Source organism: Ruegeria sp. AK4 (assembly GCF_056541025.1).
Genome location: NZ_JBQFXS010000007.1, coordinates 206320 through 232968, shown reverse-complemented (window position 1 = coordinate 232968; position 26649 = coordinate 206320). Strand labels below are relative to the sequence as shown.

Genomic DNA, 26649 nt, shown 5'->3' with positions numbered 1-26649 from the left:
CAAGCCTCCGCAGTACTTCCTCAGAGTGAAGCGGGTTTTGCACCGTGGCCTTGATTCAGGTCAGGAAACGTCAAAGGTTTCTGCCACGTCATACATGACCGGCTCGAAACTTCTGCACAATTCGTTGATCTTGCGATTGCGGTCGCGCATTTCGGTCGAGCGCAGCATGGCCAGAAAATCCTCGCGCCGTTCCCACTGCGAATAATTGGCGATCCGGGTCTGGGCGTCGTTCACGTGCAGCCCAGCCGATATGAAGCCGGGCTGCTTCGAGATGAATTCGGCATACGCATCGGTCAGCGCCTCCAGCAAATCCTGACATGTCCCCGGTGACATCTCGAACGTGGTGATGACAGTCTGGATGCTGGCGCTTTTGGAAATCGTGGGCATCTGGCTTCTCCTTTGACTGGGTCAAGCCTAGCACAGGAATTTCAAACGTCGCCCCTTTCCTTTGCTTTTCAACGCGGTTTCACAAAGATCGCGCATTGGGTGGCCGCGTGTTTCCAAACAGCCACCCGGGCAATTCAACGTTCCATCCGCATCAGGACCGATACTTCACCCCTGACGCTCTCTGGCCAGCGCAGCAACAGACCGTTGCCGTTGACGCCGTGCTCAAGCTCGACGTAGGGCGCTAAATAGCGAAAGGACCCGAAGGTATTTCGCAGCGGCCCCAGGGCCGTTACCGCATCGCAACTGCGCGCCTTGCCATCGAAAGGCAACTGCCCGCTCGACCAGACCGCCCAGGCCGAGGCTGCACTGTTTTGCGAATAACGCAAACGCAGCGGGTTTTGGGCCTTGTTGTTGACGCCGTGATAGGTGTTGTTTTGGAAGGTGACATTCACATGCCGGTCTTTGTTCAGATCGGCAAAAGTGGTGTCGACCCGTTCGGCCCGCTGAATATCGCTGCTGCTGGCCCGGAACTTGTTGCCGGTCACCGCCAGCCCGTTCAGGAAATGCCCCGGACCATGCGGGCGGATGACGATATAGCTGAACCATGGCGGCGCTTCGCTGGAATAAAAGATATTATCCGTGATGCTCATCGCGCTGAACGAATAGCCCGAGACATATGTGGGATTCGCGTCGCGTTCATTCGTCCATTGAATAAAGCAGTTGTCCACGTAGTTCTCGGCGATGGTCGAGCTGTTATAGGTCCCGATCATGATCAGGCCAGCCGTCCGGACACCCTGCGGAATGCTGTCGCCCTGAAAGAAGTGGTTGCCCAGAACCATGTTGTTGTCGCCGCCCAGCACCGCAAAATGCTTGAAGCGTACAGCCCGGTTGTGCCGTAGCTTCACATCGTTCGAACTGGTGTTCAGCGCAATCGATTTGCGGTCGGTGACGTCAAAGGATTCCTCGGAAGACAGGAACTGGCAATTGTCGATCAGCATGCCCTTGCAGCCTGTCCCGATCGAGGTGATGCCACGGTCCAGCGGGCGGCTGATGAAACAATCCGACACCGAGAACGTGCTACCCGACGGGGCCAGCCGAATCGCGCTGCAGCGCCCGTTGCACTGAAACTCGATCTGCTCCATCCCGAACTTGCGCAGCGTGCCGAAGCCGCTGAAATCCAGCAGATATTTGAACGACACAAAGGTGAAAGTCTGGGTTCCCGACGCATCGTAAATCGGCGCGTTCAGCGTGATCTCACCAGCGGCCACATCCTTGGACCGCACATAGATTTCACGCCCGACGCCACTGCCCTGCACCAGTGCCCCCACGGGGATATTCGCCACATTCACCACATTCGTCAGCCGCTTGGAATCCGACGGATCATAGCTCGCGACCGAGGTGAAGGTCTCGGTATCCCAGGCCGAACTGGATTTGACATCAAACTGACCATTGCGGATCACCCGGCGCGTCGAAAAGCCCGTTTTGTTCGGCACCGCGGCCGCCATATCGATCGGAGCGGTAACCGAGATTTTGCGCCCACCCAGATCCAGCGATTCATGGTCCGAGTTGTTCAGCAGCGCCTGAAACGCCTTTTTGAACGCCAGTTCTTCATCGCCCAAGGCCGCGATATAGGCCGCAAGGTCAAAGTCCCCGGTCAGCAGCAGCATCTTGTCGTCGGGCATTGTCACCGTGCCCTCGAAATCCATCTCGGCGGCCATGCTGGTGTTCTCGGCCAGATGATAGGTGCCTTGCGGAACGTAAACCCGGCGGCCACCTGCCGCCTGATCCGCCGCCTCGAACGCGGCGGAATCATCCGTGACGCCATCCCCAACCGCGCCGAAATCGCGCACATCCACAACGCTGATCATCTCGCGCAGGAACACGCCGGTGACATCCGTTATCTCGATATCATCGACGCGCACCAAAGCCCCGTTCGCGCCCTCGATATCCAACCCGAAATGTCCATACAACGCCGCAACACCCCAGGGCATATCCACCCCCGGACGCCGCCCGGAACCCACGATTGCCGTGATCTCGTGCACGGTGCCATAGCCGGAAAGCTGGGTGGCCTGCCCCTGCTCGATCACGCCCGCCACATGCGCATCCCCGGCCCCACCGGCCCACGCGGCAATACGCACCTGCGGCAGCGGTCCGCTGATCGCCTTGACCCGCGCTTTGATCTGCAGATAGCAGCCGGGGAACATGGGCGTCTGCCCCATATACCGCAGCTTCTGCGTCGTACTGACCTTAAGAATCTCAAGACAGCCGCCAAAATCCGCATCCGCAGGCACAAAGGCCCCGGTGCCCGATCCGTCATAGGTCGGCGACCCGGGCGTGCCATCACCCGCAGACCAGACCCCCAGACCATTCGCGAAAACAGGCGGCATGAACACGATGCCGTCGGTGATTGCCTTGTTCATGAAAATCCCTTTCCCAATCGCGCCGCCCTTGTCTGCGGCACGTTCAAACCCCGTGTTCAGGTCCAGCCCGAACGCGAAAGTCTGAGTATCGAAAGGGGGTTAACCGCCGCTCACAGCACCGTCACGGCGGTGTTGCATCACGCCGCCGGGTCCGAGTTCCCCAGCAACTGCACACCGTTGATCTTCCAGCCGTTTTCCTGTTGCACCATCTGATAATCCAGAATGTGCACCCGGCCATCACCATCCACGACCATCACCTTCTGCCACAGCGAACCGGCCACCTCGCGCAGTTCCAGAAACTGCACATCCGCAGGTCGCCAGACCATCGGGTAGCCATTGCGCACCATCGTGCCGAAGTTTTCGGGGTTCCCGAACAACCGCTGGATATTGGGGCTGGCAAAGGTAAAGGCGGTGGCGAAATCATCCGCCTTGAACGCCTGTATCTGGGCCGAGATATTGGCCTCGATCTCGGCGCTCTGGGCAAACGCGCCCGAGGCCAGTCCGGCGCTCAGGGACAGGGCAAGCAAAACACGACGCATGGGGCCACCTCCTGTTGCAAGGGTAGCCCCACGCGGGTTCAGGTCAAATCAGACCAACTCTCCGGCCAGCGCCTTGTCGATCAGGGCGATGGTTTCGGGCACGCCATAAAGCGCGATGAACCCGCCAAAGCGAGGCCCTTGCGAGGCCCCCAGCAGCACCTCGTACAACGCGGTGAACCAGCCCCGCATCGGATCGAACCGCTCGCGCCCGATGGAATAGACCACCGATTGCAGCGCCTCATCCTCGATGGGCCCGTCATAGGCCGCAAGCGCGGCTTTCAGCGCCTCCAGCGCTTCACGTTCCTGATCGGTCGGCGCGCGGTGCTGGCGGGTGGGCTTCACGAAATCGTTGAAGTACCGCACCGCAAACCCGGCCGCCTGATCCAGATCGGGATGCGATTCCGCAGTGGCCTCGGGCGCATAGCGGCGGACAAAGCCCCACAGCGCCTCTTTGTCTTCGGCCCCCGAGACCGACGCGAGGTTCAGCAGCATCGCAAAGGGCACCATCAGCGTCGATTCCGGCACGTCCCCGCCATGGATGTGCCAAACCGGGTTGTTCAACTGCGCTTTCAATTCCTGACCCGGATAGGCGCGCAACTGCTGATGATATTCATCCACCGCCTTGGGGATGACATCAAAATACAGCCGCTTCGCCGTTTTGGGCTTCTGATACATGAAATACGACAGGCTTTCGGGCGCGGCATAGGTCAGCCATTCCTCCATCGACAGGCCATTGCCCTTCGACTTGGAAATCTTCTGCCCCTGCTCATCGTTGAACAGCTCATAACTCAGCGCCTCGGGCGGCTGTTTGCCCAGCGCCCGGCAGATCTTGGACGATTGCGTGACCGAGTCGATCAGGTCCTTGCCCGACATTTCATAATCCACGCCCAGCGCGGCCCAGCGCATCGCCCAGTCCGGCTTCCACTGCATCTTGACGTTGCCGCCCGTGACCGGAATCTCGACCTTCTCGCCATCGGGTTCCTGATACACGATCGTCCCCTTGGCGACGTTCCGCTCCAGCGTCGGCACCTGCAGGACATGGCCCGTTTTCGGGCTGACCGGCAGAAAGCACGAATAGGTCTCACGCCGCTCGGGGCCCAGCGTCGGCAGCATGATCTCCTGAATCTTGTCGAACCGCTCTAACGCGGTCAGCAGCATCTCGTCGAACCGCCCGCTGGTGTAATAATCGGTGGCCGAGGCAAACTCGTACTCAAACCCGAAACTGTCCAGAAATTCGCACAGCATCGCATTGTTGTGCTGCGCAAAGCCCTCATGCGTACCGAACGGATCACGCACCTTGGTCAGCGGCAGATGCAGGTCCTGCTTTAGCTCTTCCTGCATCGGCACATTGGTCGGAACCTTGCGGAACCCATCCATATCGTCCGAGAAACAAATCAGCCTGGTCGGAATGTCACTGATCTGTTCGAACGCATGCCGCACCATCGAGGTCCGCGCGACCTCGCCAAACGTGCCGATATGCGGCAGTCCCGAGGGGCCATAGCCGGTCTGAAACAGCACATACCCCTTTTCCGGCGGCGCCTGTCTGTAGCGTTTGAGCACCCGCCGCGCCTCTTCAAAAGGCCAGGCCTTGGACGTCATCGCGGTTTCACGCAGGTCAGACATTTGACTATCAGCTCCATCCGAAAAAACTGCCGGTTGCCCTGTGCAATCGACCGACCCCTCCTATTGTGCCAGTGCAGCATGAGTCAATGAGCCGAGGCGTGTTTCCTTTGGAACGGCGGATGGTTTCGCGCACATGCGCCAAAAAACAATGTGTTGAACCTGCCCGCTCTGCCTCATATCTTCCGTCCTCGAACACCCTTATCAAGGACCACACGATGACCGAGCAAGTGCCCCACCCCATGTCCCCCCAGGATTGTCTTGTGGCCATCATGGTCGCGGTCTCGGCTTCGGACGAAAACATCCGCACCGCCGAACTGGTCAAGATCGAAGGCGCGGTGAATATGTTGCCCGTTTTTGCCGGTTACGATATCGACCGCACCCGCCGAGTCTCGCAGATCGTGTTCGACCTGTTCGAGCAGGAAGACGGGCTGGATGCACTGTTCGGCCTGATCCGCGACAACCTGCCCGAACGTCTTCACGAAACCGCCTATGCGCTGGCCTGCGACGTGGCTGCCGCCGACGGGTCACTGGCCGAGACCGAACTGCGCCTGCTGGAAGAAATCCGCTACGAGCTGAACATCGACCGCCTGCACGCCGCCGCCATCGAGCGTGGGGCCCGTGCGCGTCACGTGGTCTGATCCGCCTTAACTGCCGTAAAGCGCACCCCAGCGTTCGATCAACGCGCGCTGCAGCTTGCGCGACCGCCGGTTCCAGTTGCGCGCGCCTTCCGGACGCTCGCGATGCTCCCGAGGGATCGTCGCGCGGTGGTCTACATCTGCGGTGAAGATGGCAAAGGCCAATTCCGACCCATCGGCGGTTGTCAGAAACCCGCCAAGGCCCGACACGAAATTCAGGGTTCCCGTCTTGGCGTTGACCTTGATCGGATGATCCCGAACCGTGCGCCCCTGCTTGTCGGTCAACGCAAACGACTTCAACAAGGGGCGCAACGCACCCGTCTTTCGCGCCGCCACCAGCGCCGACACCAGATCGCCCGGCACCATGCGCGAGGCATCCCCCAACCCCGAATGATCCACCATCGCAATCCGGTTCGCGCCATAGGTCTCGGCGGCCCACCGGTTCATCTCGGCGGCGGAGTCCTGCAGATTCTGCGGTTCTGCCCCGCGCGCCTTTGACGCTGCAAGGCCAACCATCTCGGCGGTGATATTGGTCGAATACTTCAGCATGCCCTTCAGAATGCTCTTCAACGGGTCACTCTGATGCACCACCAGAACCGTGCCCTGCGGAGCCTCGCGCGTCACCTGAACCCGACCCAGAACGATCCCGTTCGCCCGTGCCAGGGTGCGGAACACATCCCCCGTGTAAAGCGCCGGCTTGCGCACCGGCAGCCAGCGTGCGCCGCCATTGCCCAAGGCTGCCTTGGCCACGGTCCAACGGTCCTGCCGCGCACTGGGTTGGTAGGTGTAGATCGGCAGGCGGCGGGCCTCGATCTGCATGGCCGCCATATCAACACTGGGCCTGTATTTGGCGCTGCGCGCATCCATGGTCACGTCATACTTTGTGCCATCGCGCTTCCATTCGAAATGCACCCGGTTGAAATTCAGGGAAATGCCGCTGATCGCCGGGCTGTAGCCGACATGATCGGGCTGCCCGGGGTCGATGCTGAACACGTAAGGCAGCGCACCCGAATAGACTTTGAAGGCGCCGCGCACCTCGATAATCCCGGCCTCACGCAGATTGGCGGCCATGCTGGCCAGCGCGTCCGTGTCCAGCAAAGGATCGCCCCCGCCCACAAGGATCAGGTCGCCTTTCAGGATGCCATTCTCGATCGGCCCATCGGCCATCAGCCTGGTTTCAAATCGATGCTCCGGCCCCAGAACGTCCAGCGCATAAAGCGCCGTCAGCGCCTTGGCGACGCTGGCGGGCGGCAGGCCTGCCTCGCCGCCGAACACCTCAAGCTCTGTGCCGGTTTCCACATCGGCCACGGCGAACACTACGTCGCCTTTCAGCCCTGCGGCCCGAATGAACCTTTCTGCCCCGCTGACCTGCTTGCCGCGCAGGCGTGGGCGCAGGGATTCCAGCGGCGCACCGGCCAATGCCGTGCCGGGGACAACAGCAGCCCCCAATCCCGCCAGAAACAAACGACGCGAAATACGATCAACCATGCGCCAATTAAAATCCCAGAGATTAAAATCTAACAACCATCGCGTGAGATTATGCGACCGGTGTGGCTATTCCGGCAACACCCCATCTGCCCAGATGCCGCGATTGCGAAGATCCGTTGAGCTGACGTCGACCATCGGCACGTTCACGAAACACCACGCCGGGGCCTGCGCACGGCCCAGCAACTGCCGCGCCTGCCCGTCGATGCGGTACCGCGCGTAAACCCGCGCCGCCGGCGACATCCGGGCCGAAATCCGGTCCCCCGGACGCGCCACAACGCCCACCGGCACGCTGTCCATGATCCGCCGCCAGTCCTTCCACTTGTGAAACTGCGCCAGATTATCCGCCCCCATCAGCCAGACAAACCGAACCTCGGGGTAAAGCCGCTGCAAAGCCGCCAGCGTGTCCGCCGTCGCCCGCGTCCCCGTCAGCGCCTCGATATCCGTGACCTCGACCTTCGGGTGCTGCATCACCGCCCGCGCCGCCTCCATCCGCTGCGCCAGCGGGGCGGGCCCGCGGTCCTTCAACGGATTGCCCGGCGAGACCAGCCACCACACCCGATCCAGCCCGAACGCCTTCATCGCCTCAAGCGTCACATGCACATGGCCCTTGTGCGGCGGATCAAAAGACCCGCCGAACAGCCCCACGACCTGCCCGGGGCGCGCATATGGAATCCCGTACCGCTCCATCCTTCGCTGATGTTCAGAACTGAGGCCGCTTGTCAATCAACCGGCTGCACCTTGTCCCCCAGCCGGACCTGCCCGGGCTGCACCACCTCGGCACACCACCCGCCATGTCCCCGCACGGCGGAATAGCCCCCTTTGCCCAGCGCCTCCTCCATCCGGCTGCAGGGCGCGCAGATCACGGTCAAGCGCAGGATGGCCTCACCCACCTGCATCTCACGCCCTTTGAGCGCCGCCAGATTGATCCCCGACACCACCAGATTTCTCCGCAGAATGTCGGGTGCCACCGGCCCCTGCCCGAGATAAGAGCCAATCGCCGCCAGATGCTCCTGCTGGATCAAGGTCACCGCCCGCTTGCCCGCGCGGGCGCGGTCACCTTCTAGGCCGTCGGCAGAAATTAAAACAGTCTTCACATCCTGAATCTCTGCGCGCCGATCTGGTCGCACGCCGATCCAATCGACACGACCCGGTTGCGCCCAACCGGAAATCAAGTTCTTCAGGTGCATTCAGTTACCTAGTTAATTTGCAAAAAATAAATCATGCCCCAAGAGATCGTTACCTCTAGCAACATCCTTCTAAAAGCACCGAACCAGTACTTCCGAAATTCAACATCTTGCGGGCTGCTATTGCTCCTCGAAGCCGGAATAGGAATACGAATATGGTCCGCTGGCGAAACAGGCTCGTTAAAAATTTGGGAGCGCGCACGCACAACATTCGACCAGAACCTGGCTATTCGAAATGTCGCGAAAATGGCCAAAGCGGCTACGGCCAGATCAACTAAGGAACCTAGAAAATCAGCTGAGACTAACAAATACGTCAACTCCAATAGGACATTGATGAAACCCCTTCACGATAACTTACAACATTAGCATCGCACACTATTATTCAGCGCTGCCAAACACATTGCCCCCACCAACCGCATCCGCTATCACACCGCCCAACCCAATTTCCCCGACCCAGAGGACGCGACATGGCCGCCTATCAATATGTCTACCACATGCAGGGTGTCTCCAAGACCTATCCCGGTGGCAAGAAGTGCTTTGAAAACATCCACCTGAGCTTTCTGCCCGGCGTGAAAATCGGTGTTGTCGGCGTCAACGGCGCGGGTAAATCGACGCTTATGAAGATCATGGCGGGCCTCGACACCGATTTCAGCGGTGAGGCTTGGGCGGCCGAGGGCGCCAAGGTCGGCTATCTGCCACAGGAACCGCGACTGGATGAATCTCTGACTGTCCGTGAAAACGTCATGCTGGGCGTGGCCGCGAAAAAGGCCAAGGTCGACCGCTTCAACGAGATCGCCATGGAGATCGCCGAGAATTACTCGGACGAGTTGATGGAGGAAATGACCACCCTGCAGGACGCCATCGATGCGGAAAACCTCTGGGACCTCGACAGCCAGATCGACGTCTCGATGGAGGCGCTGCGCTGCCCGCCGGACGATGCCAACATCGCCAACCTCTCGGGTGGTGAGAAACGCCGCGTGGCGCTCTGCAAGCTGTTGCTGGAAGCGCCCGACATGCTGCTGCTGGACGAACCGACGAACCACCTGGACGCCGAGACCATCGCCTGGCTGCAACAGCACCTGATCGACTACAAGGGTACCATCCTGATCGTCACCCACGACCGTTATTTCCTGGATGACATCACCGGCTGGATCCTCGAACTCGACCGTGGCCGCGGCATTCCGTACGAGGGCAACTATTCCTCATGGCTGGAACAGAAAGCCAAACGGCTGGAGCAGGAAGCGCGCGAGGACAAGTCCAAGCAGAAAACCCTGCAGCGCGAACTGGAATGGATGCGTCAGGGTCAGAAAGCCCGTCAGGCCAAATCCAAGGCCCGCATCAACGCCTATAACGAACTGGCCGAGCAGTCCGAACGCGAAAAGCTCACGCGCGCGCAGATCGTCATCCCCTCGGGCCAGCGCCTTGGCGGCAAGGTGATCGAGGTCGAGGGTCTGTCGAAACACATGGGCGACAAGCAACTGATCGAAGGGCTGGATTTCGCCCTGCCCCCCGGCGGCATCGTCGGCGTCATCGGCCCCAACGGCGCCGGTAAATCAACCCTGTTCAAGATGCTCACCGGTCAGGAACAGCCCGACAGCGGTTCGATCACGCTGGGCGATACCGTGCAACTGTCCTATGTCGACCAGTCACGCGACGACCTGAAAGACAACGACTCGGTGTGGGAGGCGATCACCGGCGGGGCCGAGATCATCCAACTGGGCGACGCGCAGGTCAATTCCCGCGCCTATTGCTCGTCCTTCAACTTCAAGGGCGGCGACCAGCAGAAAAAGGTCTCGCTGCTATCCGGCGGTGAACGCAACCGCGTCCACATGGCGCGTCTGCTGAAAGAGGGCGGCAACGTCCTGCTGCTCGACGAACCGACAAACGATCTCGACGTCGAAACCCTGCGCGCACTGGAAGACGCGCTGGTCGATTTCGCCGGCTGCGCCGTAGTCATCAGCCACGACCGCTTCTTCCTCGACCGGATCTGCACGCATATTCTGGCTTTCGAGGGCGACGCCCATGTGGAGTGGTTCGAGGGCAACTTCGAGGATTATGAAGAGGACAAAAAGCGCCGTCTGGGACCGGACGCGCTGGAGCCCAAGCGGTTGAAGCATAAGAAGTTTGCGCGGTGACACCTGGCGGGATGGGTGGCGATGATCAAGATAAATGCAAGTCCGCAGGCTGAATAGCCGGCCACTCCAAAAGGGACCGGGTCATGGGCCATAACGGTTACGGAACTTTCTGGTCTGGTCCATCCCTCGGCCCGCTGGAACAGGCCTGCCTGTCGTCCTTCGTGCAGGCCGGTCAACCGATCACCCTGTATTCCTACGACCCGTGTGTTGCGGGCGTCCCGGACGGGGTCGCCCTGCGGCACGCGTCACAGGTTCTGGCCCTGACAGACGGTTTGGAACGCATACTTTCAACGCATACAGCCCGCTTTTCCGATCTGTTCCGGCTGAAGATGATGCAGGCGGAAAATCTGGTCTGGATCGATTGCGATGTCTATCTGTTGAAGCCGGTCACTTTCGAGGAAAACCTGATCACGATTGGGCGCGCGTTCCGGGATGGCACCCGGTTTCTGTGGAACGGCGTCATGTATCTGAACCCGGCCTCGGATCTGATTGCCGACTACCTGTCGCTGACCTCCGCCGACACAATCCAATTCCGTGACAGTTGGGACACCAATGTGGAAACCGGTGTCGAAAACAAATCGGCACGGGACATGTTTGACAGGTTGGGACAGGTGAATTTCTTCTCCGACGACCTTCCGCGGAACTTTTTCGGCCCGATCTTGCTGACCCTGCTGGCCCGGGATCACCAGCAATCGGACCTTATCCCCCCTCGGGTCCACTATCCGTTCGGGGCTCCTAAACTTCGAAAGAACACGCACGATCCCATCGGGTTTCCACTCGCCTATCCGAAACACAGCGAATCCATCCACTTCTTCGGCTCAATGGTGCGCAAGGCGTGCGGCCCGTACTGGAACCCCGAAACAAACTCCTATGACCAGCTTCCGTCGGGCAGCCTGCTTGAGCAAGCGCTGAACGGGACGCTTGCCCGGAACTGCCGTCAGGCGTTGAACCCCGGCGCATGACGCTGGCGGAATCGCATCCCGCGGTGCCGGGCGCAGGGTGCAAACAACCCGATATTTCGCCCCCGCCCACGCGGAAATCGCGACGAACCTACGAATACGGCCACGCGGCCAGATGCCAATTGCTCGGCGGATTTCCGACCAAAACGCCCGTTGGGCCCTGAAAGCAAAGTGAATTCCGCCCAATCCACCCTTGCCACACGCCCTCGCCGATGCCATATCCAAAGGGCATACGTTTTTCTATTTCGACCTGCTGTCTCCTCTCACGGCGCTCAGTCTATCGATACAGACGACGACGCCAGGCTGCCGCATCCCCGTGGGCAGCACAAAACAGGAGATAACGGATATGCCCGCAGGCACCGTAAAATGGTTCAACACCACCAAAGGCTACGGCTTCATCGCGCCCGAAGAGGGCGGCAAAGACATCTTCGTGCACATCTCTGCCGTTGAACGCTCGGGCCTGACCGGTCTGGCTGACAACCAGAAAGTCACGTACGAACTGCGCGCCGGTCGCGATGGCCGCGAAAGCGCCGACAATATCGAGCTTGCATAAGCTTCTGAAAGGGTGAGGGGTTTCTCTCACCCTTTTCATTTACGCGCCCTGCGCACTGCCACTGGCAATGGTCAGAGTGGCACGCAGAACACATCAATTTTCAGTTATTTTCGCCCTACAATTGACCAAATCAGCTATCATTTTGAAATAGTGCTAAGATTTATTTGATCCTTTGAAGGGGTTCGCAATGTTCACTCGCCGCGTATTTCTGGCCGGAACGGCAGCCAGCCTGCTGCCCGGAGTCGCAAGCGCCAAGAAGGCCGTCGAATACGACCCGACGCCGCAATTTGTGCGGATCAAAAAGCAGTTTGTCCCCGGCCAGCTTCTGGTCGTTCCACGCTCGTTCTACCTGTATTACGTGACCGAGCCGCGCAAGGCGGTCCGCTATGGCTGCGGCGTTGGTAAGGCGGGGCTGGAATTCACCGGCACCGCGACAATCGATGTCAAAAAGGAATGGCCCACCTGGCGGCCAACCGAAGAGATGATCGAGCGTGATCCCGTGGCCTACGCCAAGTTCAAGGACAACGACTATGTCCAGCCCGGCGGCGGCGACAACCCTCTGGGCGCGCGGGCGCTGTATCTGTTCCAGAACGGGGTCGATACCTATTTCCGCATCCACGGAACCACGCAACCGCAGACCATCGGGCGCGCCGCATCGAACGGGTGCATCCGCATGCTGAACGAGCACGTCATTGATCTGTATAACAGGGTTCCGATCGGAACGGTTGTGACGGTTGTCTAAGCACCCGCTCAGGGCGCCGTCCAATCCACATCCGTCGCTTCTTCGATCTGCAACAGCCCGTCCGGCCACGGCTGGGCCAGGGCCTTTGCCTGATCCTCGGACCCGGTGAGCCAGACATCCACCCCATCCCGATCCAACAAGACGCCCATGCGATGATGGATCGGTTTCACATCGCCATTCGGCTCACAGGTGACCGCCGCGAATTGATCAACCGTCAGACCGCCCGGAGCCTGCCACCTGTCGGTGATCGCGGCAAAGAACAAAGGCGCGCCATCTGCCGAGGCAATGCGCCATGCGGTTTTGCGGCGCTTCTCACCTGTCCATTCATACCAGCCGTCCACGGGGACCACCGCGCGGCCCACGCCCTCGAACGCGGTTTTGTCAAACACGGTTTCCGATCTGGCATTGATGATGGTTTCCATCACGGGCCGCCCGCGCGCGTTAACCCGACCCACCGGGATCATGCCCCAACGCATCGGCACCAACCCGCCCGAGGTCAGCACCATCACCTCCTGTCCCGGCTGAATGTTCCGGCGCGGCGGCTGCGCGGCAACGTCGGGGGTGCCGAGGGTTTCGGCAATCTCGGACAAAGGTCGGGTCAGAAAGAAACGCCCCGGCACAGCTTACTCCCGTTTTGCAGCTTCGGTTGTCAGGTCCAGCACATAAGGCCCCAGCGCCTCGACAATCCGGGCAACCCCTTCGGCGTTGGGGTGAATGCCGTCGGGTTGCATGAATTGACCTGCGGCGTTTGGATCGCCCTCCGCAGCCAGCCCGTCAAAGAAACCGGGCGCGAACAGGGTCTGATACGCCTGCGCCAGTTCCGGATACATCGCGTCGAAATCCTGCTTGTATGCGACGCCATAGTTTCCGGGGGCCTGCATTCCAATCAGCAGGACGGCAACATCCCCCGCCTCGGCAGCGGTCAGGATCTTTTCAAGATTGGCGCGAGACACCGCCGGGTCGATTCCGCGCAAAAGGTCATTGCCGCCCAGCGCCACGATCATCCCATCCACCTCTGGCGTCAGCGTCCAGCCCACGCGCGCCGCGCCTCCCGCTGTCGTGTCGCCGGACACGCCCGCATTGATCAGCCGAACCTCTGCGCCCTGCGCCTGCAACCAGCGTTCAAGCTGGGGGACAAACCCGTCCTCCTGAACCAGCCCATAGCCCTGGGTCAGCGAATCCCCCAAAGCGGCAATCACCACGGGTTCGGCTGTGGCCGCAAAACCGCAGCATACAAACAGCCCCGGGATCAAAGTCTTGCGCAAATCTGTAACTGCTCCATATCCCAAATGACCGGTCCCTTTCGGAAAGCCCCATGACGCATCCTGTCCTGACCCTTCAAAATGCCGCATTGTCGCTGGATGGCAATGCCGGGCGGGTGAATATCCTGCGCGACATTTCTCTGACCGTCCAGCAGGGCGAAACGCTGGGGATGGTCGGGCCGTCGGGTTCGGGAAAATCCTCGCTGCTGATGCTGATGGGCGGGTTGGAGCAGGCCACCGGCGGCAATGTGACCGCGCTGGGTCAGGACCTGAGTGGCATGGACGAAGACAGTCTGGCCCGTTTTCGCCGCGACCGGATGGGCGTGGTGTTTCAGAATTTCCATCTGATCCCGACCATGACGGCGCTGGAAAACGTGGCCACGCCGCTGGAACTGGCCGGTCACAAGGATGCCTTTGCCCGCGCCGAGGCCGAGCTTGATGCCGTTGGCCTGTCGCACCGGCGCGATCATTATCCGGCGCAGATGTCGGGGGGTGAGCAGCAGCGCACTGCGCTGGCCCGCGCCTCGGCCCCGCGTCCGCAGATCCTGTTGGCGGACGAGCCCACAGGCAACCTGGATGAGGCAAACGGCACGGCCATAGTCGATCTGCTGTTCGGGCTGCGCGACAGGCATGGGGCCACGTTGGTTCTGGTCACCCACAGCCACGCGCTGGCGGCACGATGCGACCGGGTTGTCCGTTTGCGCGACGGGCGCATTGCCGAAGACACCCAGAGCGAGGCGGCGGAATGAGCCTGAAACTGGCCGGAAGGCTGGCCCGGCGCGAGCTGCGCGGCGGCTTGCGCGGGTTTCGCATCTTTCTGGCCTGTCTCGCCCTCGGCGTCGCCGCCATCGCTGCTGTAGGGTCGGTGCGGCATGCGATTCAGGCTGGCCTGACCCGCGAAGGCGCCTCGTTGCTGGGGGGCGACGCGCAGATGGAGTTCACCTATCGCTTCGCCAGTGCCGAAGAACGTGCATGGATGGACGGCGCGGCTGAACAGGTTTCCGAGGTGGTGGATTTCCGCTCCATGGCCATCGCGCCCCGCGACACTGGGCCGGAACGGGCGCTGACACAGGTCAAGGCCGTGGATGACGCCTATCCGCTGATCGGAGCGGTCACGTTGGACCCCGAAATGCCGTTGCCCGCGGCACTTGCCGGAGCCGATGGCCTGCCCGGCGCAGTCATGGACCCGCTACTGATCGACCGCATGGGCCTTGCTATCGGCGACAGGTTTGCCCTTGGCACGCAGGATTTTGTCCTGATGGCCGCTTTGACACAGGAACCGGACGGCGCGGCAGACGGGTTCGCCCTCGGGCCCCGTACGCTGGTGCGAACGCAGGCCCTGCAAACCTCGGGCCTGCTGGCCCCCGGCACCCTGTTTTCAACCAAATACAGGTTGGACCTGCCGGACGATGCCGAACTCGCCACCCTGCCCACACAGGCCAGCACCGCGTTTGACGGCACCGGCATGCGCTGGACCGACGCCCGCAACGGCGCGCCGGGGATCACCGAATTCGTCACCCGCCTCAGCGCGTTTCTGGTGCTGGTCGGCCTGTCCGGTCTGGCGGTTGGCGGCATCGGCGTGTCCGCCGCCGTCCGCGCCTACCTGACCCAAAAGACCGAGACCATCGCCACCCTGCGGACATTGGGGGCGGACCGGGCAACGATTTTCCAGACCTACATGATCCAGATCGCCGTCCTGTCAGGCATCGGCATCGTCATCGGCGTGCTGCTGGGCGGGTTGGCGCCTTTGGCTCTGGCCCCGATCCTCGAAAGCCGCCTGCCGGTGCCGGCAGTGTTTTCACTCTACCCCCAACCCTTGGCCGAGGCGGCGCTTTATGGTGTGTTAACCGCCTTCCTGTTCACCCTCTGGCCGCTGGCCAGAACCGAGAAGGTCCGCGCCGCCACCCTGTTCCGCGACGCGCTGACCTCGGCCAGCGCCATTCCGCGCGCGACCTATGTCATCGCAACCGGATTTGGTCTGGCTCTACTCGTTGCCTCGGCGGCATGGTTCAGCGGTTCGACCCAACTGACCCTTTGGACCAGCGGCGGGCTGGCCGGGGCGCTGATCCTGCTGTCGCTATCCGCATTTGCAATCCGACGGTTTGCCCGGTCCGGGGCACCCTGGGCGCGTGGACGGCCTGCATTCCGCTGGGCGCTGTCGGCCATCTCGGACCCGCGCGAAGGGGCCGGTTCGGTTGTCCTGTCCCTTGGCCTCGGCCTGTCGGTGCTGGCGGCGGTGGGGCAGATCGACGGCACCCTGCGCAATGCGATATCCGGCAATCTGCCTGAAATCGCCCCGTCCTATTTCTTTGTCGATATCCAAAAGGACCAGATGCCGGGTTTCACCGAACGGCTTGAAACCGACCCCGCTGTCAGCCGCATCGAAAGCGCCCCGATGCTGCGCGGCATCATCACACGGATCAACGACCGCCCCGCCGCCGAAGTTGCAGGCGACCACTGGGTGCTGGAAGGCGATCGCGGCGTGACCTATTCCGCCCTGCCGACAGAGAACACCCGGATCACCGCAGGCAACTGGTGGCCCGAGGGCTACACAGGCCCGCCACAGGTCAGCTTCGCTGCAGAAGAAGCCGAGGAAATGGGCCTGAAACTGGGCGATCAGCTCACCGTCAACATTCTGGGGCGCGATATCACGGCTGAACTGACCTCGCTGCGCGAGGTTGATTTTTCTACCGCTGGCATGGGTTTCATCATGTCGATGAACCCATCGGCACTGGCCGGGGCCCCGCATAGCTTCATCGCCACCGTCTATGCCGAAGAACAGGCCGAGGCCGCCATTCTGCGCGATCTGGCCGGGCAGTATCCCAACATCACCGCCATCCGCGTCCGGGATGCCATCGACCGGGTTTCGGGGCTGCTGGCCGGGATTGCGGCGGCCACTTCTTACGGGGCGGGCGTGTCACTGCTGACCGGGTTTCTGGTCCTGATCGGCGCGGCGGCTGCGGGCGAACCCGCGCGCCGATACGAGGCCGCGATTCTGAAAACACTGGGGGCCGACCGACGCCGCATCCTGCTCAGCTTTGCCCTGCGCGCCATCCTTCTGGGGGCCGCCGCCGGGTGCGTTGCACTCTTTGCCGGTATTCTGGGCGGGTGGGCCGTTGCCACCTATATCTTCGACACCAGTTTCTCGATCATCTGGCCCTCGGCGCTTGGCATCGTCGTGGCCGGAATCGTCGTCACGCTGGGCGCAAGCCTTGTCTTTGCCCTGCGTCCATTGTCCGTCCGTCCGGCCCGCATCCTGCGCGCCAGCGACTGATCTCAGCGCACACAGGCGACCGGCTGCAGGATTTTGAGCAGCGGATCATTGTCGCAGACCAGCGCGTCCAGCGTGATGTCGTCGAGCGAGGCATAAAACACCTCGGCAGCGTCCTGCAGGGCCAGCCGCAGACGGCAGGCATCGGTCAACGGGCAGGTATTGTCGGCATCCGCAAAGCATTCAGCGATGGGAAGCGATCCTTCCACATGGCGAAAAACTGCGCCGATCTGAATTTGATCCGCCGGGCGCGCCAGCGACATGCCGCCATTGCGTCCGCGCTGGGTGCTCAGAAACTCCAACTGGCTCAGTTGGTTGATGACCTGCGCAAGATGATTCTCCGAAATGTTGCATACTTCGGCGATCTCGGATTTCGTCACCAGCCGGTCCGGATGGGCCGCACAATACATCAGCAGGCGCACGGCAATATTCGTTCGTTTGGTAATCCGCATGAGGATCTCCCGAAAATCAAGATGCAACCTTATTGCATGTCCGACTAAAAAGCGGTTTGACATACATCAATCGCTCACAAAGGACCGCGCATCCCATGGCAGACCCCTATTTCTTTGGCTATGGCAGCCTTGTGAACCTGGCGACGCACGACTTCCCCGACCCCCGGCCCGCAAAACTGAAAGGCTGGCGGCGGGCCTGGCGGCACACCGACCTGCGCCCGGTTGCCTTTCTGACCGCGATCCCCGATCCCAGTTCCGAGATCGAAGGCATGATCGCCCATGTGCCCAAAGACGACTGGACCGCGCTGGACGAGCGGGAATGGGCCTATGACCGAATTCCCGCGACGCAATCGGTCACGCATCCGCTGACCCATGAAGTTGAAATCGCGGTCTACGCCGTGCCGAAAGACCGGCACAATGCGCCAACCAATCTTCATCCATTGCTGCTCAGCTACATTGATGTCGTCGTGCAGGGGTATCTGCGTGTATTCGGACCGGGTGGGGTCGACCGTTTCTTTGCCACAACCGACGGCTGGGGCGCGCCTGTTCTGAATGACAGGGCCGAGCCGAGATATCCACGCCACCAACAGCTCAAACCTGACGAGACCGCATTCGTGGATGACTGCCTGAAACGCGCGTCGGTGAAGGTAATCCAACCGCACCAACAAAATGAGGCAGACAACCTGCCTGCCTCGTTCAAGTTCTAGACGTCGTCGGCCCTGAGGTTACGGCGTTCACCCCCGCGCGCGGATCACCTGCAGCAGCGGCAAGAGCGCGGCCATCTCAGGCCCCCGCTCCATCCCGGTCAGCGCCTTGCGCAGCGGCATGAACAGGCCCTTGCCCTTGCGGCCTGTGGCCTCTTTCACCGCTTTGGTCCAGACACCCCATGTCTCGCCATCGAACGGGCCTTCGGGCAGCAGCGCGACGGCCTCGGCGATAAAGTCACGGTCCTCATCGGCGATCAGCGGCTCGGCCCCGTCGCGGCACAACTCCCACCAGCCTTTGAGATCCGCCAGAGTGGTGATGTTCTCGCGCGCCATCGCCCAGAAGGGTTCGGCGAGTTCAGCAGGAACCCCTGCATCTGCCACCGCATCGGCTACATCGGCCAGCCGCAGAGACTGCAAGTGCTTGGCGGTCAGCGGGAACAGGTCCTGCACGTCAAACTTGGTCGGCGCGGCACCGAACCGGCTGACGTCAAAGCCGTCAATCAGTTCAGCCATATCTGCGCGCAGTTCCACCGGATCAGACGAGCCCAGCCGCGCCATCAGGCTCAGCAGCGCCATCGGCTGTACACCCTGATCGCGCAGGTCACGCAGCGCCAGCGTACCCAGCCGTTTCGACAACGCCTCGCCCTGCGGACCGGTCAGCAGCGAATGGTGGGCAAAACGCGGGCAGGAACCGCCCAGCGCCCCGATGATCTGGATCTGCGTTGCGGTGTTGGTCACATGGTCCGAGCCGCGCACCACATCGGTCACGCCCATCTCGGTATCGTCCACCACGGATGCAATCGTATAGAGAACCTGACCGTCCCCCCGGATCAGAACCGGATCCGAGACCGAGGCCGCATCGATCGAGATATCGCCCAGAATGCCGTCATTCCACTCGATCCGTTCGTGATCCAGCTTGAAGCGCCAGACGCCGTTGCCACGTTCACCCCGCAGCGCCTCTTTCTCGGCATTGCTCAGGTTCAGCGCGGCGCGGTCATAGACCGGCGGTTTGCCCATGTTCAGTTGCTTCTTGCGCTTCAGGTCCAGTTCGGTCGGCGTCTCGAACGCCTCGTAGAACCGACCCATCTCGCGCAGCTTATCCGCAGCTTCGGCATAGCGGTCCAGACGATCCGACTGACGCTCCACCCGGTCCCAGTGCAGGCCCAGCCACTCCATATCCTGCTTGATGGCATCGACATATTCTTCCTTCGACCGCTCGGGGTCGGTGTCGTCGATGCGCAGGATGAACGTGCCACCCGCCTTGCGGGCGATCAGATAGTTCATCAGGGCGGTGCGCAAGTTGCCCACATGGATGTAACCGGTGGGCGACGGGGCAAAACGGGTGGTGGTCATGGGTGTCTCCTGTTGGCGCGGCTCTTGTCACAGGATCGGCGGATTGTCCAGCAGATGGCGGTAAACGCGTCTAACGACGCGTGCCTTCGGCGAGAGTATTTGGAAAAAGATGAAGAGGTTCAGGTCGGCTCGACCGGCCACACGCCGTTCAGATCATCCAGCCCGGCGCGGATCAACTCGGACAAAACATCCAGGTCAATATCCGCCAGCTTGTTCACATACAGGCAGGACTTGCCCAGCTTGTGTTTTCCCAACCGGGACAGGATATCACCGAAATCGGTGTAGCCGGGCATGATGTAAATCGAATGCGCCGCCTTGCGGGGCGAAAACCCGGTGGCCAGAAATTCACCCTTACGCCCGGATTTGTAGCGGTAGCGGTATTTCCCATATCCGATCATAGAAGGCCCCCACATAACCGGTGCATAGCCGGTCACTTTACGGAATAGTGCATCCAATATGTGCGCCTCGTCCGCCTTCCGTGCGGGTTGGACCGCGTCCAGAAAACGCTCGACACCGAGCCCGGTTGGAACGGTTTTGTTTTCTGATCGCGGCATGAACAAATATTAACACGTAATGTTCATCTGCGCAGCCCATGTGTTGCGGGTACAAAGTGGCAGACGACACTGACCGACCTAGTTCAAGTTCTGATGTTCTGACAGGGAGAACCAAAATGACCATCAATCTGACACGCAGAGCGGCGCTTGGCGCCGCAGCAGCCTTGCCCTTCGCATCCGCCGCCGCCCCGGTTCTGGCCGCAGGAACCGAGGCCAAGGCCAACTCGACCATCGCCAGATCCTTCAAGCTGGGCGATTTCACCGTCACCACGCTGCTGGATGGCAGCGCTCCGCGCGACGACGTCAAAGAGATGTTCGGCGACGGTGTCCCGGATGAGGAGTTTGCCCGGGTCTCATCCGAAAATTTCATCTCGCCGGACAAGGCACAGCTGCCCTTTACCCCGACGCTGGTCAACACCGGGTCCGAGCTTGTTCTGTTCGACACAGGGCTTGGGCAGGGCGGCATTCAGGCCGCGCTTGCAGATGCGGGCGTTACCCCGGATCAGATCAACGTCGTGGTGATCACCCATATGCATCCGGACCATATCGGCGGCATGACCACAAATGACGCCCCGACCTTCCCCAATGCGCGCTACGTGACCGCGGCGCCGGAATATGATTTCTGGTCCGCGCAGGAAGCCGGCAACCGCGTCGGCGATATCGTCGCCGCCAAGGTGACACCGCAGGCCGAAAAGATGACCTTTATCGAAGATGGCAGTGACGTCGTATCCGGCGTGACGGCAATGTCGGCGTTCGGGCACACACCCGGCCACACGGTCTATCATCTGGAAAGCAACGGTCAGCGTCTGATTCTGACGGCGGATCTGGCCAACCATTATGTCTGGTCCTTCGCCCACCCGGAATGGGGGTTCAAGTTTGACATGGACAAGGCGGCCGCCACTGAATCCCGCCGCAATGTGCTGGGCCTGCTGGCCGCCGACAAGGTGCCGATGATCGGCTATCACATGCCCTTCCCCGCCGCCGGTTATGTCGAAACGCGCGGCGATGGCTTCCGGTTTGTTCCGGTCAGCTATCAGATGGCGGGTTAAGGGGCTCAGTACCCCGGGTCCGGCCGTACCTTTGAGCCATCCGTGAAACGGGACAGGCGGAAGGCGGCCGGATCGACACATGGCGTTGTGCCTGTCACCAGATCAGCCATCAACCGGCCCGCACCGGGGCCGATGCCAAAACCGTGGCCGGAGAACCCGGTTGCGATGAACATCCCCGGCAACGTGTCCACGCCCGAGATCACCGGTATAGCGTCCGGCGTCACATCAATCATGCCTGCCCAGCTTTGCACGATTTCAGCCTGTTCCAGCACCGGAAAGCCCTTGCGCGCCTTGGCCCATGTTTTGCGCAGAATCTTCTGCGAAGGTTCGGGGTCCAGCACCCGGCAATGTTCGAACGGGGTCACGTCGCTGGGCAGCCACGACCTGTCCTCGGCCGCCTCGGCCATCCAGCGCTTGGACAGGCGGAAGCGGAGCGATCTCCATTCCTGCGCAAAGGCGGGCAGGAACCGCCAGGCCAGCCGGAAACTGTCGGGCACCAGATCCACCGTGTTTTCGTGGCCCGATGCAATCGTATAGCCGCCATCCGCCCGTTTTCGGATGGCAAACCCGTCGGACCACAGCGCGGTCTCGGGTCCATCCTCGGCGGGTGATATGCGCATCACCGTGTTCAGCACCTTTAGCTGCGGCAGGCTGATCCCGGCATTTCCGGCAAACAGGCGCGACCACGCGCCCCCGGCCAGAACAACGCCTGCGCAGGCCACCCGCCCGCGCTCGGTAAAGACCCCGGCGATGCGGCCCGCCTGCATATCGACGCTGCGCACGGCGCAATTGGTCATGATCACAGCGCCATTGTCGCGGGCCCCTTCCGCAATGGCGGGTGCGGCCCATTGCGGCTCGGCCCGGCCATCCTGCGGCATGTGAAGCGCGCAATCGGAACCGTTCTGAAGACCCGGCAACAGGTCGTTAAGTTCGGTACCCGAAACGATCCGCGCACCGGTCTGAAGGCCATCGACATGGCGCATCCAACGGTCCAGATTTCCGGCGGACCGTCCACCAGAGGCCCCGAACACTATGCCGGATTGCGTGTATCCGGTCTGGCGGCCCAAGCGCGCGTCCAGCCCCTGCCAAATGCCTAACGCCTCTTGCATCAGGGGGATTTCGCGCGGGTCGCGCAGTCCCTGCCGCACCCATCCCCAGTTGCGCGAACTTTGTTCGCCCGCGATCTGGCCCTTTTCGCACAGCAGCACCGAGACACCGCGTTCCGCCAGTTCAAGCGCGGTCGATGCACCGATGATGCCGCCGCCAATCACGACGACATCCACCGTTTTGGGCAAAGACAGGTCTGATTCCACGGGGGTCGGTTTGGGACCGGGCATCAACGGCTCTTACTCAATCGCTCGGACCGCTATGGATGCGCAGGAAACGGATGCAGGCAACCGCTTTGGCCGGGTCGCCGCGACGATTGTCGCAACCTGTGGCCAACGTGCAAAAGCCCGGGCCAGAACTTGGGCCCGGGCTGACTTTGGGTAAGGTAAGGTGCTTAAGCTGCGCCCGAGAATTCGGCCCATTTCTGACGCAGGACCGCCGACAAGCCGGCATCCTTGTGCACGTCCAGCGCCGTCACGTCTTCCTGCGATTTCAGATCCGGGAATTCAGGACGGCGGATGGGCTCGACCTTGTTGTCCACCACGCGGTCTTCTTTGAGCATATCCGCGATGGCCGCGTCCAGCTTGGCTTCATCCAGCTCCTGCGCCGGAGACTCCATCGTCTTGTACCTCAATGGCCCGTGAAGGCTCGTGTCATATTCCTCGTACATTTTAACACCACACCGTTAACTCAGATAAACAGCCCCGGGGTGCGCCACATCCAGATCAGCTTTCGCCGACGATCTGCAAACTGTGCAGCCTTGCGTCACACCCACCCCACATGAGGCAACTTCCAAGCATAAATGTGGCGGAAAAATGTCAGTCAAACAAGTGAGATAGCCAGAATCTGGCAAAAACATGCTCGATTGAAAAGGAACCGGAAACAGTCGATGATTCCCGGCCCGCACTGTCCCTTAATTTGAGCAAATTCAGCCGCGATCCCGCCAGCGATTCACAATTGGATAGCGCCGGTCCAGCCAGAAGGCGCGGCTGGTCAGGCGGGTTCCGGGGGCCGATTGGAACCGTTTGTATTCGCTGATGTAGATCAGATGCTCGACCCGGCGGGCGTCGCTTTCGTCGAACCCGGCGGCGACACAATCGGCAATTGAGCCGTCCTGATCGACGAGAATATCCAGAATCCCGTCCAGCACCGGGTAGTCCGGCAGGCTGTCGCTGTCTTTCTGATCCGCGCGCAATTCCGCGCTGGGGGGCTTGTCGATGACCGAGGGGCGAATGACCTCACCTTCGGGGCCCATCATCCAGTCGCGGTGATTGGCGTTGCGCCAGCGGCAGGTCTCGAACACGCGGGTCTTGTACAGGTCCTTGATCGGATTGTAGCCGCCATTCATGTCGCCATAGATCGTGGCATACCCCACCGCGACCTCGGACTTGTTGCCGGTGGTCAGCAGCATCTCGCCAAACTTGTTCGAGATCGCCATCAGCAGCAGGCCGCGCAGGCGCGACTGGATGTTTTCCTCGGTCAGGTCTTCGTCACGCCCGGCAAACAGCGTCGCCAGCGTGTCGGTCACCGCGGCGCGGCTGTCCGAGATCGGCACGAAGTCATAGTGAACGCCCAGCGCCCTGGCGACCGCCTCGGCATCGTCCAGCGAGGACTGGCTGGTATATTCCGAGGGCAGCATCACACAGCGCACGTTTGCGGCCCCGATCGCATCCACCGCAATGGCGGCAACCAGCGCGGAATCGACCCCGCCTGACAGGCCCAGCAGCGCCTTCTTGAAGCCGGTCTTGCCCATGTAGTCGCGCAGGGACTGCACCATGGCGCGGTAATCCTGCTCCCACGCGTCGGGTTGCGGCACAACCTCAGTCGGGACGATCCGCCAGCTTTCGTCGCCGCGTTCAAGATCGACATGGGCGATGGTCTCATCAAAGACGGGCATGCGGAAAGCCAGTTCGCCGCCCGGGTTCAGGCCAAAGGTGGCGCCGTCAAACACCTGATCGTCCTGACCGCCCACCATGTTCAGATAGATCAGCGGCAAGCCGGTCTCGACCACGCGGGCGACCATGTGATTCAGGCGCACATCGTATTTGTCGCGGAAATAGGGCGAGCCATTGGGGATCAGCAGAAACTCGGCCCCGGTCTCTTCCAGCGTTTCGGCCACGTCAGGGTGCCAACTGTCCTCGCAGATCGGGCTGCCGATTCGGGAATTGCCCACAGAATAGGGCCCCCCCAGCGGACCCGAGTCATACAGGCGGACCTCGTCAAAAACCGTCTCATTCGGCAGGTGATGTTTCAGCACCCTGCTGGTGATCCGGCCCCCTTTCAGGATCAGATAGGCATTGTGCAGGCTTTCGCCTTCGACCCATGGCCCGCCGATGGCCAGCGCCGGACCTTCGGCGCATTGCGCCGCCAGCGCCTCGACCGCAGCCATGGCGGCGCGGTGAAACACCGGTTTCATAACAAGGTCCTGCGTGTTGTAGCCGGTGATGAACATCTCGGGGAAGGCGACCAGATCGGCCCCTTCCGCGCGCGCCTCTTCCCAGGCGGCCAGCGCCTTGGCTGCGTTGCCGTCGATATCCCCGACAACGGGGTTAAGCTGCGCCAGAGTAATGCGGAAACGGTCGGCCATGCTGCCCTCTTGCCCTCGTCCTTCTATTGCCATTTAGCAGATCACCGCCTGAGTGGAAGACCAATGCGGCAAAACCCGTTGCTCTGCCCGGTGCGGTGCCCTAGTTTTGCGCGCGGGAAAGCAACAAAGATGACCGGGCAGGCAGAAGCAACCATGAACGTGATCCGCATCTCAGTCACCGCAGGGATTCTGGCCGTGGCGGCAGGTTTCGCCGCCGCGCAGAACGCAGATGTTATCATCAAGGATGACGAGGTCGGCGGCGTCTACGAAGGCACGTTTGAAAACGGCCTGCGCCACGGGACCGGCACCTATCGTCTGCCCAGCGGGTTCGAATACACCGGCCAATGGGTCGGGGGCGAGATTCAGGGCGAAGGCATCGCCCGGTTCGCCAATGGGTCGATCTACGAAGGCACCTTTGCCAAGGGCCAGCCCGAGGGGCGCGGCAAGATCACCTATGCCAATGGCGGCAGCTACGAAGGCGACTGGGCCGGTGGTGCGATCAACGGCACCGGCGTTGCCACATACGCCAACGGGGTCAGCTACCAGGGCGAATTCAAAGATGGCCGCCATCATGGCAAGGGCAAACTGACCGATCCCAGCGGCTATACCTATGAAGGCGACTGGCTGGACGGCGCGAAACAGGGCACAGGCAAGATCACCCTGGCCGACGGTTCGGTTTACGAGGGCGAGGTGCAGAACGGCCAGCGCCACGGCAAGGGCCGGTTGGTGCAATCCGACGGCATCGAATATGACGGGCAATGGGTGGACAACCTGATGACCGGCACCGGGCGGCTGACACTTGCCAATGGCGATGTCTACGAGGGCGAGTTGCTGGAGGGTCGCCGTCAGGGCAAGGGCAAAGAGATCTATGCCAACGGCAATACCTACGAAGGCGACTATGTGGATGACAACCGCCACGGCAAGGGCACTTTCGTAGGCACCGATGGCTACCGCTATACCGGCGACTGGGCGGATGGCCAGATCGAAGGCTTCGGCGAAATCACTTATCCTGACGGCGCGACCTATATTGGCGAGCTCAGCGCCGACCTGCCGCACGGCAAGGGACAGAACACCTATCCCAACGGCACGATCTATGACGGAGAATGGATTGCCGGCGTTTTCGAAGGCACCGGCAAGGCAACCTATCCAAACGGCGTCGTTTATACCGGCCAGTTCCGCAACGCGGTCAGCCACGGCACCGGCGTCATCACCTTTGCGAACGGCTATCGCTATGAAGGCGACTGGGTCGAGGGCGTCCGGCAGGGCAAAGGCAAGTCCAGCTTTTCGGACGGCACCAAATACGAAGGCGATTTCCTTGATGGCAAGCGCCATGGCACTGGCACCATCACAACGCCCGGCGGCTTCACCTATTCCGGCGATTGGGCCGGGGGGAAGATCACCGGCATTGGCGTAGCCACCTACAGCACCGGCGATGTGTACGAGGGCGGCTTCCTCGACAACAAACGTCAGGGCGAAGGGACCATGCGCTACGCCAACGGGCAGGAGGAATCGGGCGTCTGGGAGAATGACGAGCTGCCTGACCGAAATGCGGCCTCTGACGCGACCGAGGCAGAAGATCAGCCCCCTGCAGCCGAGAACGCCGAAGACGACGCAACAACCGAACCATCCGACGGCTGAGCCG

General features: G+C 61.4%; 25 protein-coding genes. 10 read left to right on the top strand and 15 right to left on the bottom strand.

What is annotated here, in order from left to right; translation table 11 throughout:
• Positions 1–60: 60 nt before the first annotated feature.
• The 4 genes from ACR0EZ_RS15000 to ACR0EZ_RS14985 form a co-directional block, all read right to left on the bottom strand.
• On the bottom strand, positions 61–387 hold the full coding sequence (locus ACR0EZ_RS15000) for an antibiotic biosynthesis monooxygenase family protein (RefSeq protein ID WP_480614403.1): 327 nt from the start codon (positions 385–387) through the stop codon (positions 61–63).
• 134 nt (positions 388–521) lie between these two features.
• Positions 522–2807 (bottom strand): glycosyl hydrolase family 28-related protein, encoded by a 2286-nt coding sequence (locus tag ACR0EZ_RS14995; RefSeq protein WP_480614401.1) that lies wholly within the window; start codon positions 2805–2807, stop codon positions 522–524.
• A 137-nt stretch (positions 2808–2944) separates the two neighbouring features.
• On the bottom strand, positions 2945–3346 hold the full coding sequence (locus ACR0EZ_RS14990) for a DUF4864 domain-containing protein (RefSeq protein WP_480614399.1): 402 nt from the start codon (positions 3344–3346) through the stop codon (positions 2945–2947).
• Positions 3347–3394: 48 nt separating this feature from the next.
• Entirely contained in the window at positions 3395–4969 is a 1575-nt protein-coding gene (locus ACR0EZ_RS14985; protein WP_480614397.1) for a lysine--tRNA ligase, read from the bottom strand.
• 215 nt (positions 4970–5184) lie between these two features.
• On the opposite strand from ACR0EZ_RS14985, the gene ACR0EZ_RS14980 reads away from it, so the two are divergent.
• Entirely contained in the window at positions 5185–5607 is a 423-nt protein-coding gene (locus tag ACR0EZ_RS14980) for a tellurite resistance TerB family protein (RefSeq protein WP_480614394.1), read from the top strand.
• A gap of 6 nt (positions 5608–5613) precedes the next feature.
• On the opposite strand, the gene dacB is transcribed toward ACR0EZ_RS14980, so the two are convergent.
• From dacB to ACR0EZ_RS14965, 3 genes are all read right to left on the bottom strand, one after another.
• Positions 5614–7092 carry a D-alanyl-D-alanine carboxypeptidase/D-alanyl-D-alanine endopeptidase gene (dacB, locus tag ACR0EZ_RS14975; RefSeq protein ID WP_480614392.1) on the bottom strand — a complete coding sequence of 493 codons (1479 nt, stop codon included), beginning with the start codon at positions 7090–7092 and terminating at the stop codon, positions 5614–5616.
• A 66-nt stretch (positions 7093–7158) separates the two neighbouring features.
• A complete protein-coding gene (locus ACR0EZ_RS14970; protein WP_480614390.1) occupies positions 7159–7779 on the bottom strand; it encodes a nicotinate-nucleotide adenylyltransferase in 621 nt (206 codons plus the stop codon).
• 32 nt (positions 7780–7811) lie between these two features.
• A complete protein-coding gene (locus ACR0EZ_RS14965) occupies positions 7812–8279 on the bottom strand; it encodes an MOSC domain-containing protein (protein WP_480614388.1) in 468 nt (155 codons plus the stop codon).
• 464 nt (positions 8280–8743) lie between these two features.
• Here ACR0EZ_RS14965 and ettA point away from each other — a divergent pair, with 464 nt between their 5' ends.
• The 4 genes from ettA to ACR0EZ_RS14945 all read left to right on the top strand — a co-directional run bounded on the left by ettA (position 8744) and on the right by ACR0EZ_RS14945 (position 12665).
• Positions 8744–10411 (top strand): energy-dependent translational throttle protein EttA, encoded by a 1668-nt coding sequence (ettA, locus tag ACR0EZ_RS14960; RefSeq protein ID WP_480614386.1) that lies wholly within the window; start codon positions 8744–8746, stop codon positions 10409–10411.
• Between the two features lie 83 nt (positions 10412–10494).
• On the top strand, positions 10495–11373 hold the full coding sequence (locus tag ACR0EZ_RS14955; protein WP_480614383.1) for a hypothetical protein: 879 nt from the start codon (positions 10495–10497) through the stop codon (positions 11371–11373).
• Positions 11374–11716: 343 nt separating this feature from the next.
• Complete coding sequence (locus ACR0EZ_RS14950) at positions 11717–11923, top strand: cold-shock protein (RefSeq protein WP_480614380.1); 207 nt, start codon at positions 11717–11719, stop codon at positions 11921–11923.
• Positions 11924–12110: 187 nt separating this feature from the next.
• On the top strand, positions 12111–12665 hold the full coding sequence (locus ACR0EZ_RS14945) for a L,D-transpeptidase (protein WP_480614378.1): 555 nt from the start codon (positions 12111–12113) through the stop codon (positions 12663–12665).
• A gap of 8 nt (positions 12666–12673) precedes the next feature.
• On the opposite strand, the gene ACR0EZ_RS14940 is transcribed toward ACR0EZ_RS14945, so the two are convergent.
• The gene (locus ACR0EZ_RS14940) at positions 12674–13285 is read right to left on the bottom strand and encodes an SOS response-associated peptidase (RefSeq protein WP_480614375.1); all 612 of its coding nucleotides are present in this window, start codon (positions 13283–13285) and stop codon (positions 12674–12676) included.
• Positions 13286–13288: 3 nt separating this feature from the next.
• The gene (locus ACR0EZ_RS14935; protein WP_480614374.1) at positions 13289–13930 is read right to left on the bottom strand and encodes an arylesterase; all 642 of its coding nucleotides are present in this window, start codon (positions 13928–13930) and stop codon (positions 13289–13291) included.
• Positions 13931–13980: 50 nt separating this feature from the next.
• Here ACR0EZ_RS14935 and ACR0EZ_RS14930 point away from each other — a divergent pair, with 50 nt between their 5' ends.
• Both ACR0EZ_RS14930 and ACR0EZ_RS14925 read left to right on the top strand, forming a co-directional pair.
• Positions 13981–14676: an ABC transporter ATP-binding protein gene (locus ACR0EZ_RS14930; protein ID WP_480614371.1), complete on the top strand. Its 696-nt coding sequence runs from the start codon at positions 13981–13983 to the stop codon at positions 14674–14676.
• A complete protein-coding gene (locus ACR0EZ_RS14925) occupies positions 14673–17201 on the top strand; it encodes an ABC transporter permease (RefSeq protein ID WP_480614368.1) in 2529 nt (842 codons plus the stop codon). Before ACR0EZ_RS14930 ends, ACR0EZ_RS14925 begins: the two co-directional genes overlap by 4 nt.
• A 2-nt stretch (positions 17202–17203) precedes the next feature.
• Here the strand turns inward: ACR0EZ_RS14925 and ACR0EZ_RS14920 are convergent, their stop codons facing one another.
• The gene (locus ACR0EZ_RS14920) at positions 17204–17650 is read right to left on the bottom strand and encodes an RrF2 family transcriptional regulator (RefSeq protein ID WP_480614365.1); all 447 of its coding nucleotides are present in this window, start codon (positions 17648–17650) and stop codon (positions 17204–17206) included.
• A gap of 95 nt (positions 17651–17745) precedes the next feature.
• Between ACR0EZ_RS14920 and ACR0EZ_RS14915 the strand changes: the two genes are divergently transcribed.
• Positions 17746–18357, top strand: coding sequence for a gamma-glutamylcyclotransferase family protein (locus ACR0EZ_RS14915; protein WP_480614363.1), 612 nt, complete (start codon positions 17746–17748; stop codon positions 18355–18357).
• Between the two features lie 27 nt (positions 18358–18384).
• Here ACR0EZ_RS14915 and gltX read toward each other — a convergent pair whose 3' ends face one another.
• Together gltX and ACR0EZ_RS14905 are read right to left on the bottom strand one after the other, a co-directional pair.
• Positions 18385–19710: a glutamate--tRNA ligase gene (gene gltX, locus ACR0EZ_RS14910; RefSeq protein ID WP_480614360.1), complete on the bottom strand. Its 1326-nt coding sequence runs from the start codon at positions 19708–19710 to the stop codon at positions 18385–18387.
• 119 nt (positions 19711–19829) lie between these two features.
• A complete protein-coding gene (locus tag ACR0EZ_RS14905; RefSeq protein ID WP_480614357.1) occupies positions 19830–20264 on the bottom strand; it encodes a DUF1801 domain-containing protein in 435 nt (144 codons plus the stop codon).
• Between the two features lie 116 nt (positions 20265–20380).
• Here ACR0EZ_RS14905 and ACR0EZ_RS14900 point away from each other — a divergent pair, with 116 nt between their 5' ends.
• Complete coding sequence (locus tag ACR0EZ_RS14900; RefSeq protein WP_480614355.1) at positions 20381–21313, top strand: MBL fold metallo-hydrolase; 933 nt, start codon at positions 20381–20383, stop codon at positions 21311–21313.
• Positions 21314–21318: 5 nt separating this feature from the next.
• On the opposite strand, the gene ACR0EZ_RS14895 is transcribed toward ACR0EZ_RS14900, so the two are convergent.
• The 3 genes from ACR0EZ_RS14895 to ACR0EZ_RS14885 form a co-directional block, all read right to left on the bottom strand.
• Positions 21319–22650 (bottom strand): NAD(P)/FAD-dependent oxidoreductase, encoded by a 1332-nt coding sequence (locus ACR0EZ_RS14895; protein ID WP_480614352.1) that lies wholly within the window; start codon positions 22648–22650, stop codon positions 21319–21321.
• Positions 22651–22814: 164 nt separating this feature from the next.
• Entirely contained in the window at positions 22815–23090 is a 276-nt protein-coding gene (locus tag ACR0EZ_RS14890; protein WP_480614350.1) for a hypothetical protein, read from the bottom strand.
• A 258-nt stretch (positions 23091–23348) separates the two neighbouring features.
• Positions 23349–25007, bottom strand: a complete 1659-nt coding sequence (locus ACR0EZ_RS14885; protein WP_480614348.1) for an NAD+ synthase — start codon at positions 25005–25007, stop codon at positions 23349–23351.
• 129 nt (positions 25008–25136) lie between these two features.
• On the opposite strand from ACR0EZ_RS14885, the gene ACR0EZ_RS14880 reads away from it, so the two are divergent.
• Complete coding sequence (locus ACR0EZ_RS14880; RefSeq protein ID WP_480614346.1) at positions 25137–26645, top strand: 2-isopropylmalate synthase; 1509 nt, start codon at positions 25137–25139, stop codon at positions 26643–26645.
• Positions 26646–26649: the final 4 nt, after the last annotated feature.

What these genes read in the sequence shown, in the direction of transcription:
- ACR0EZ_RS15000 (WP_480614403.1), bottom strand. Translation starts at nt 387, where the DNA reads ATGCCCACGATTTCCAAAAGCGCCAGCATCCAGACTGTCATCACCACG.
- ACR0EZ_RS14995 (WP_480614401.1), bottom strand. Translation starts at nt 2,807, where the DNA reads ATGAACAAGGCAATCACCGACGGCATCGTGTTCATGCCGCCTGTTTTC.
- ACR0EZ_RS14990 (WP_480614399.1), bottom strand. Translation starts at nt 3,346, where the DNA reads ATGCGTCGTGTTTTGCTTGCCCTGTCCCTGAGCGCCGGACTGGCCTCG.
- ACR0EZ_RS14985 (WP_480614397.1), bottom strand. Translation starts at nt 4,969, where the DNA reads ATGTCTGACCTGCGTGAAACCGCGATGACGTCCAAGGCCTGGCCTTTT.
- ACR0EZ_RS14980 (WP_480614394.1), top strand. Translation starts at nt 5,185, where the DNA reads ATGACCGAGCAAGTGCCCCACCCCATGTCCCCCCAGGATTGTCTTGTG.
- dacB (WP_480614392.1), bottom strand. Translation starts at nt 7,092, where the DNA reads ATGGTTGATCGTATTTCGCGTCGTTTGTTTCTGGCGGGATTGGGGGCT.
- ACR0EZ_RS14970 (WP_480614390.1), bottom strand. Translation starts at nt 7,779, where the DNA reads ATGGAGCGGTACGGGATTCCATATGCGCGCCCCGGGCAGGTCGTGGGG.
- ACR0EZ_RS14965 (WP_480614388.1), bottom strand. Translation starts at nt 8,279, where the DNA reads ATGCACCTGAAGAACTTGATTTCCGGTTGGGCGCAACCGGGTCGTGTC.
- ettA (WP_480614386.1), top strand. Translation starts at nt 8,744, where the DNA reads ATGGCCGCCTATCAATATGTCTACCACATGCAGGGTGTCTCCAAGACC.
- ACR0EZ_RS14955 (WP_480614383.1), top strand. Translation starts at nt 10,495, where the DNA reads ATGGGCCATAACGGTTACGGAACTTTCTGGTCTGGTCCATCCCTCGGC.
- ACR0EZ_RS14950 (WP_480614380.1), top strand. Translation starts at nt 11,717, where the DNA reads ATGCCCGCAGGCACCGTAAAATGGTTCAACACCACCAAAGGCTACGGC.
- ACR0EZ_RS14945 (WP_480614378.1), top strand. Translation starts at nt 12,111, where the DNA reads ATGTTCACTCGCCGCGTATTTCTGGCCGGAACGGCAGCCAGCCTGCTG.
- ACR0EZ_RS14930 (WP_480614371.1), top strand. Translation starts at nt 13,981, where the DNA reads ATGACGCATCCTGTCCTGACCCTTCAAAATGCCGCATTGTCGCTGGAT.
- ACR0EZ_RS14925 (WP_480614368.1), top strand. Translation starts at nt 14,673, where the DNA reads ATGAGCCTGAAACTGGCCGGAAGGCTGGCCCGGCGCGAGCTGCGCGGC.
- ACR0EZ_RS14920 (WP_480614365.1), bottom strand. Translation starts at nt 17,650, where the DNA reads ATGCGGATTACCAAACGAACGAATATTGCCGTGCGCCTGCTGATGTAT.
- ACR0EZ_RS14915 (WP_480614363.1), top strand. Translation starts at nt 17,746, where the DNA reads ATGGCAGACCCCTATTTCTTTGGCTATGGCAGCCTTGTGAACCTGGCG.
- gltX (WP_480614360.1), bottom strand. Translation starts at nt 19,710, where the DNA reads ATGACCACCACCCGTTTTGCCCCGTCGCCCACCGGTTACATCCATGTG.
- ACR0EZ_RS14905 (WP_480614357.1), bottom strand. Translation starts at nt 20,264, where the DNA reads ATGCCGCGATCAGAAAACAAAACCGTTCCAACCGGGCTCGGTGTCGAG.
- ACR0EZ_RS14900 (WP_480614355.1), top strand. Translation starts at nt 20,381, where the DNA reads ATGACCATCAATCTGACACGCAGAGCGGCGCTTGGCGCCGCAGCAGCC.
- ACR0EZ_RS14895 (WP_480614352.1), bottom strand. Translation starts at nt 22,650, where the DNA reads ATGCCCGGTCCCAAACCGACCCCCGTGGAATCAGACCTGTCTTTGCCC.
- ACR0EZ_RS14890 (WP_480614350.1), bottom strand. Translation starts at nt 23,090, where the DNA reads ATGTACGAGGAATATGACACGAGCCTTCACGGGCCATTGAGGTACAAG.
- ACR0EZ_RS14885 (WP_480614348.1), bottom strand. Translation starts at nt 25,007, where the DNA reads ATGGCCGACCGTTTCCGCATTACTCTGGCGCAGCTTAACCCCGTTGTC.
- ACR0EZ_RS14880 (WP_480614346.1), top strand. Translation starts at nt 25,137, where the DNA reads ATGACCGGGCAGGCAGAAGCAACCATGAACGTGATCCGCATCTCAGTC.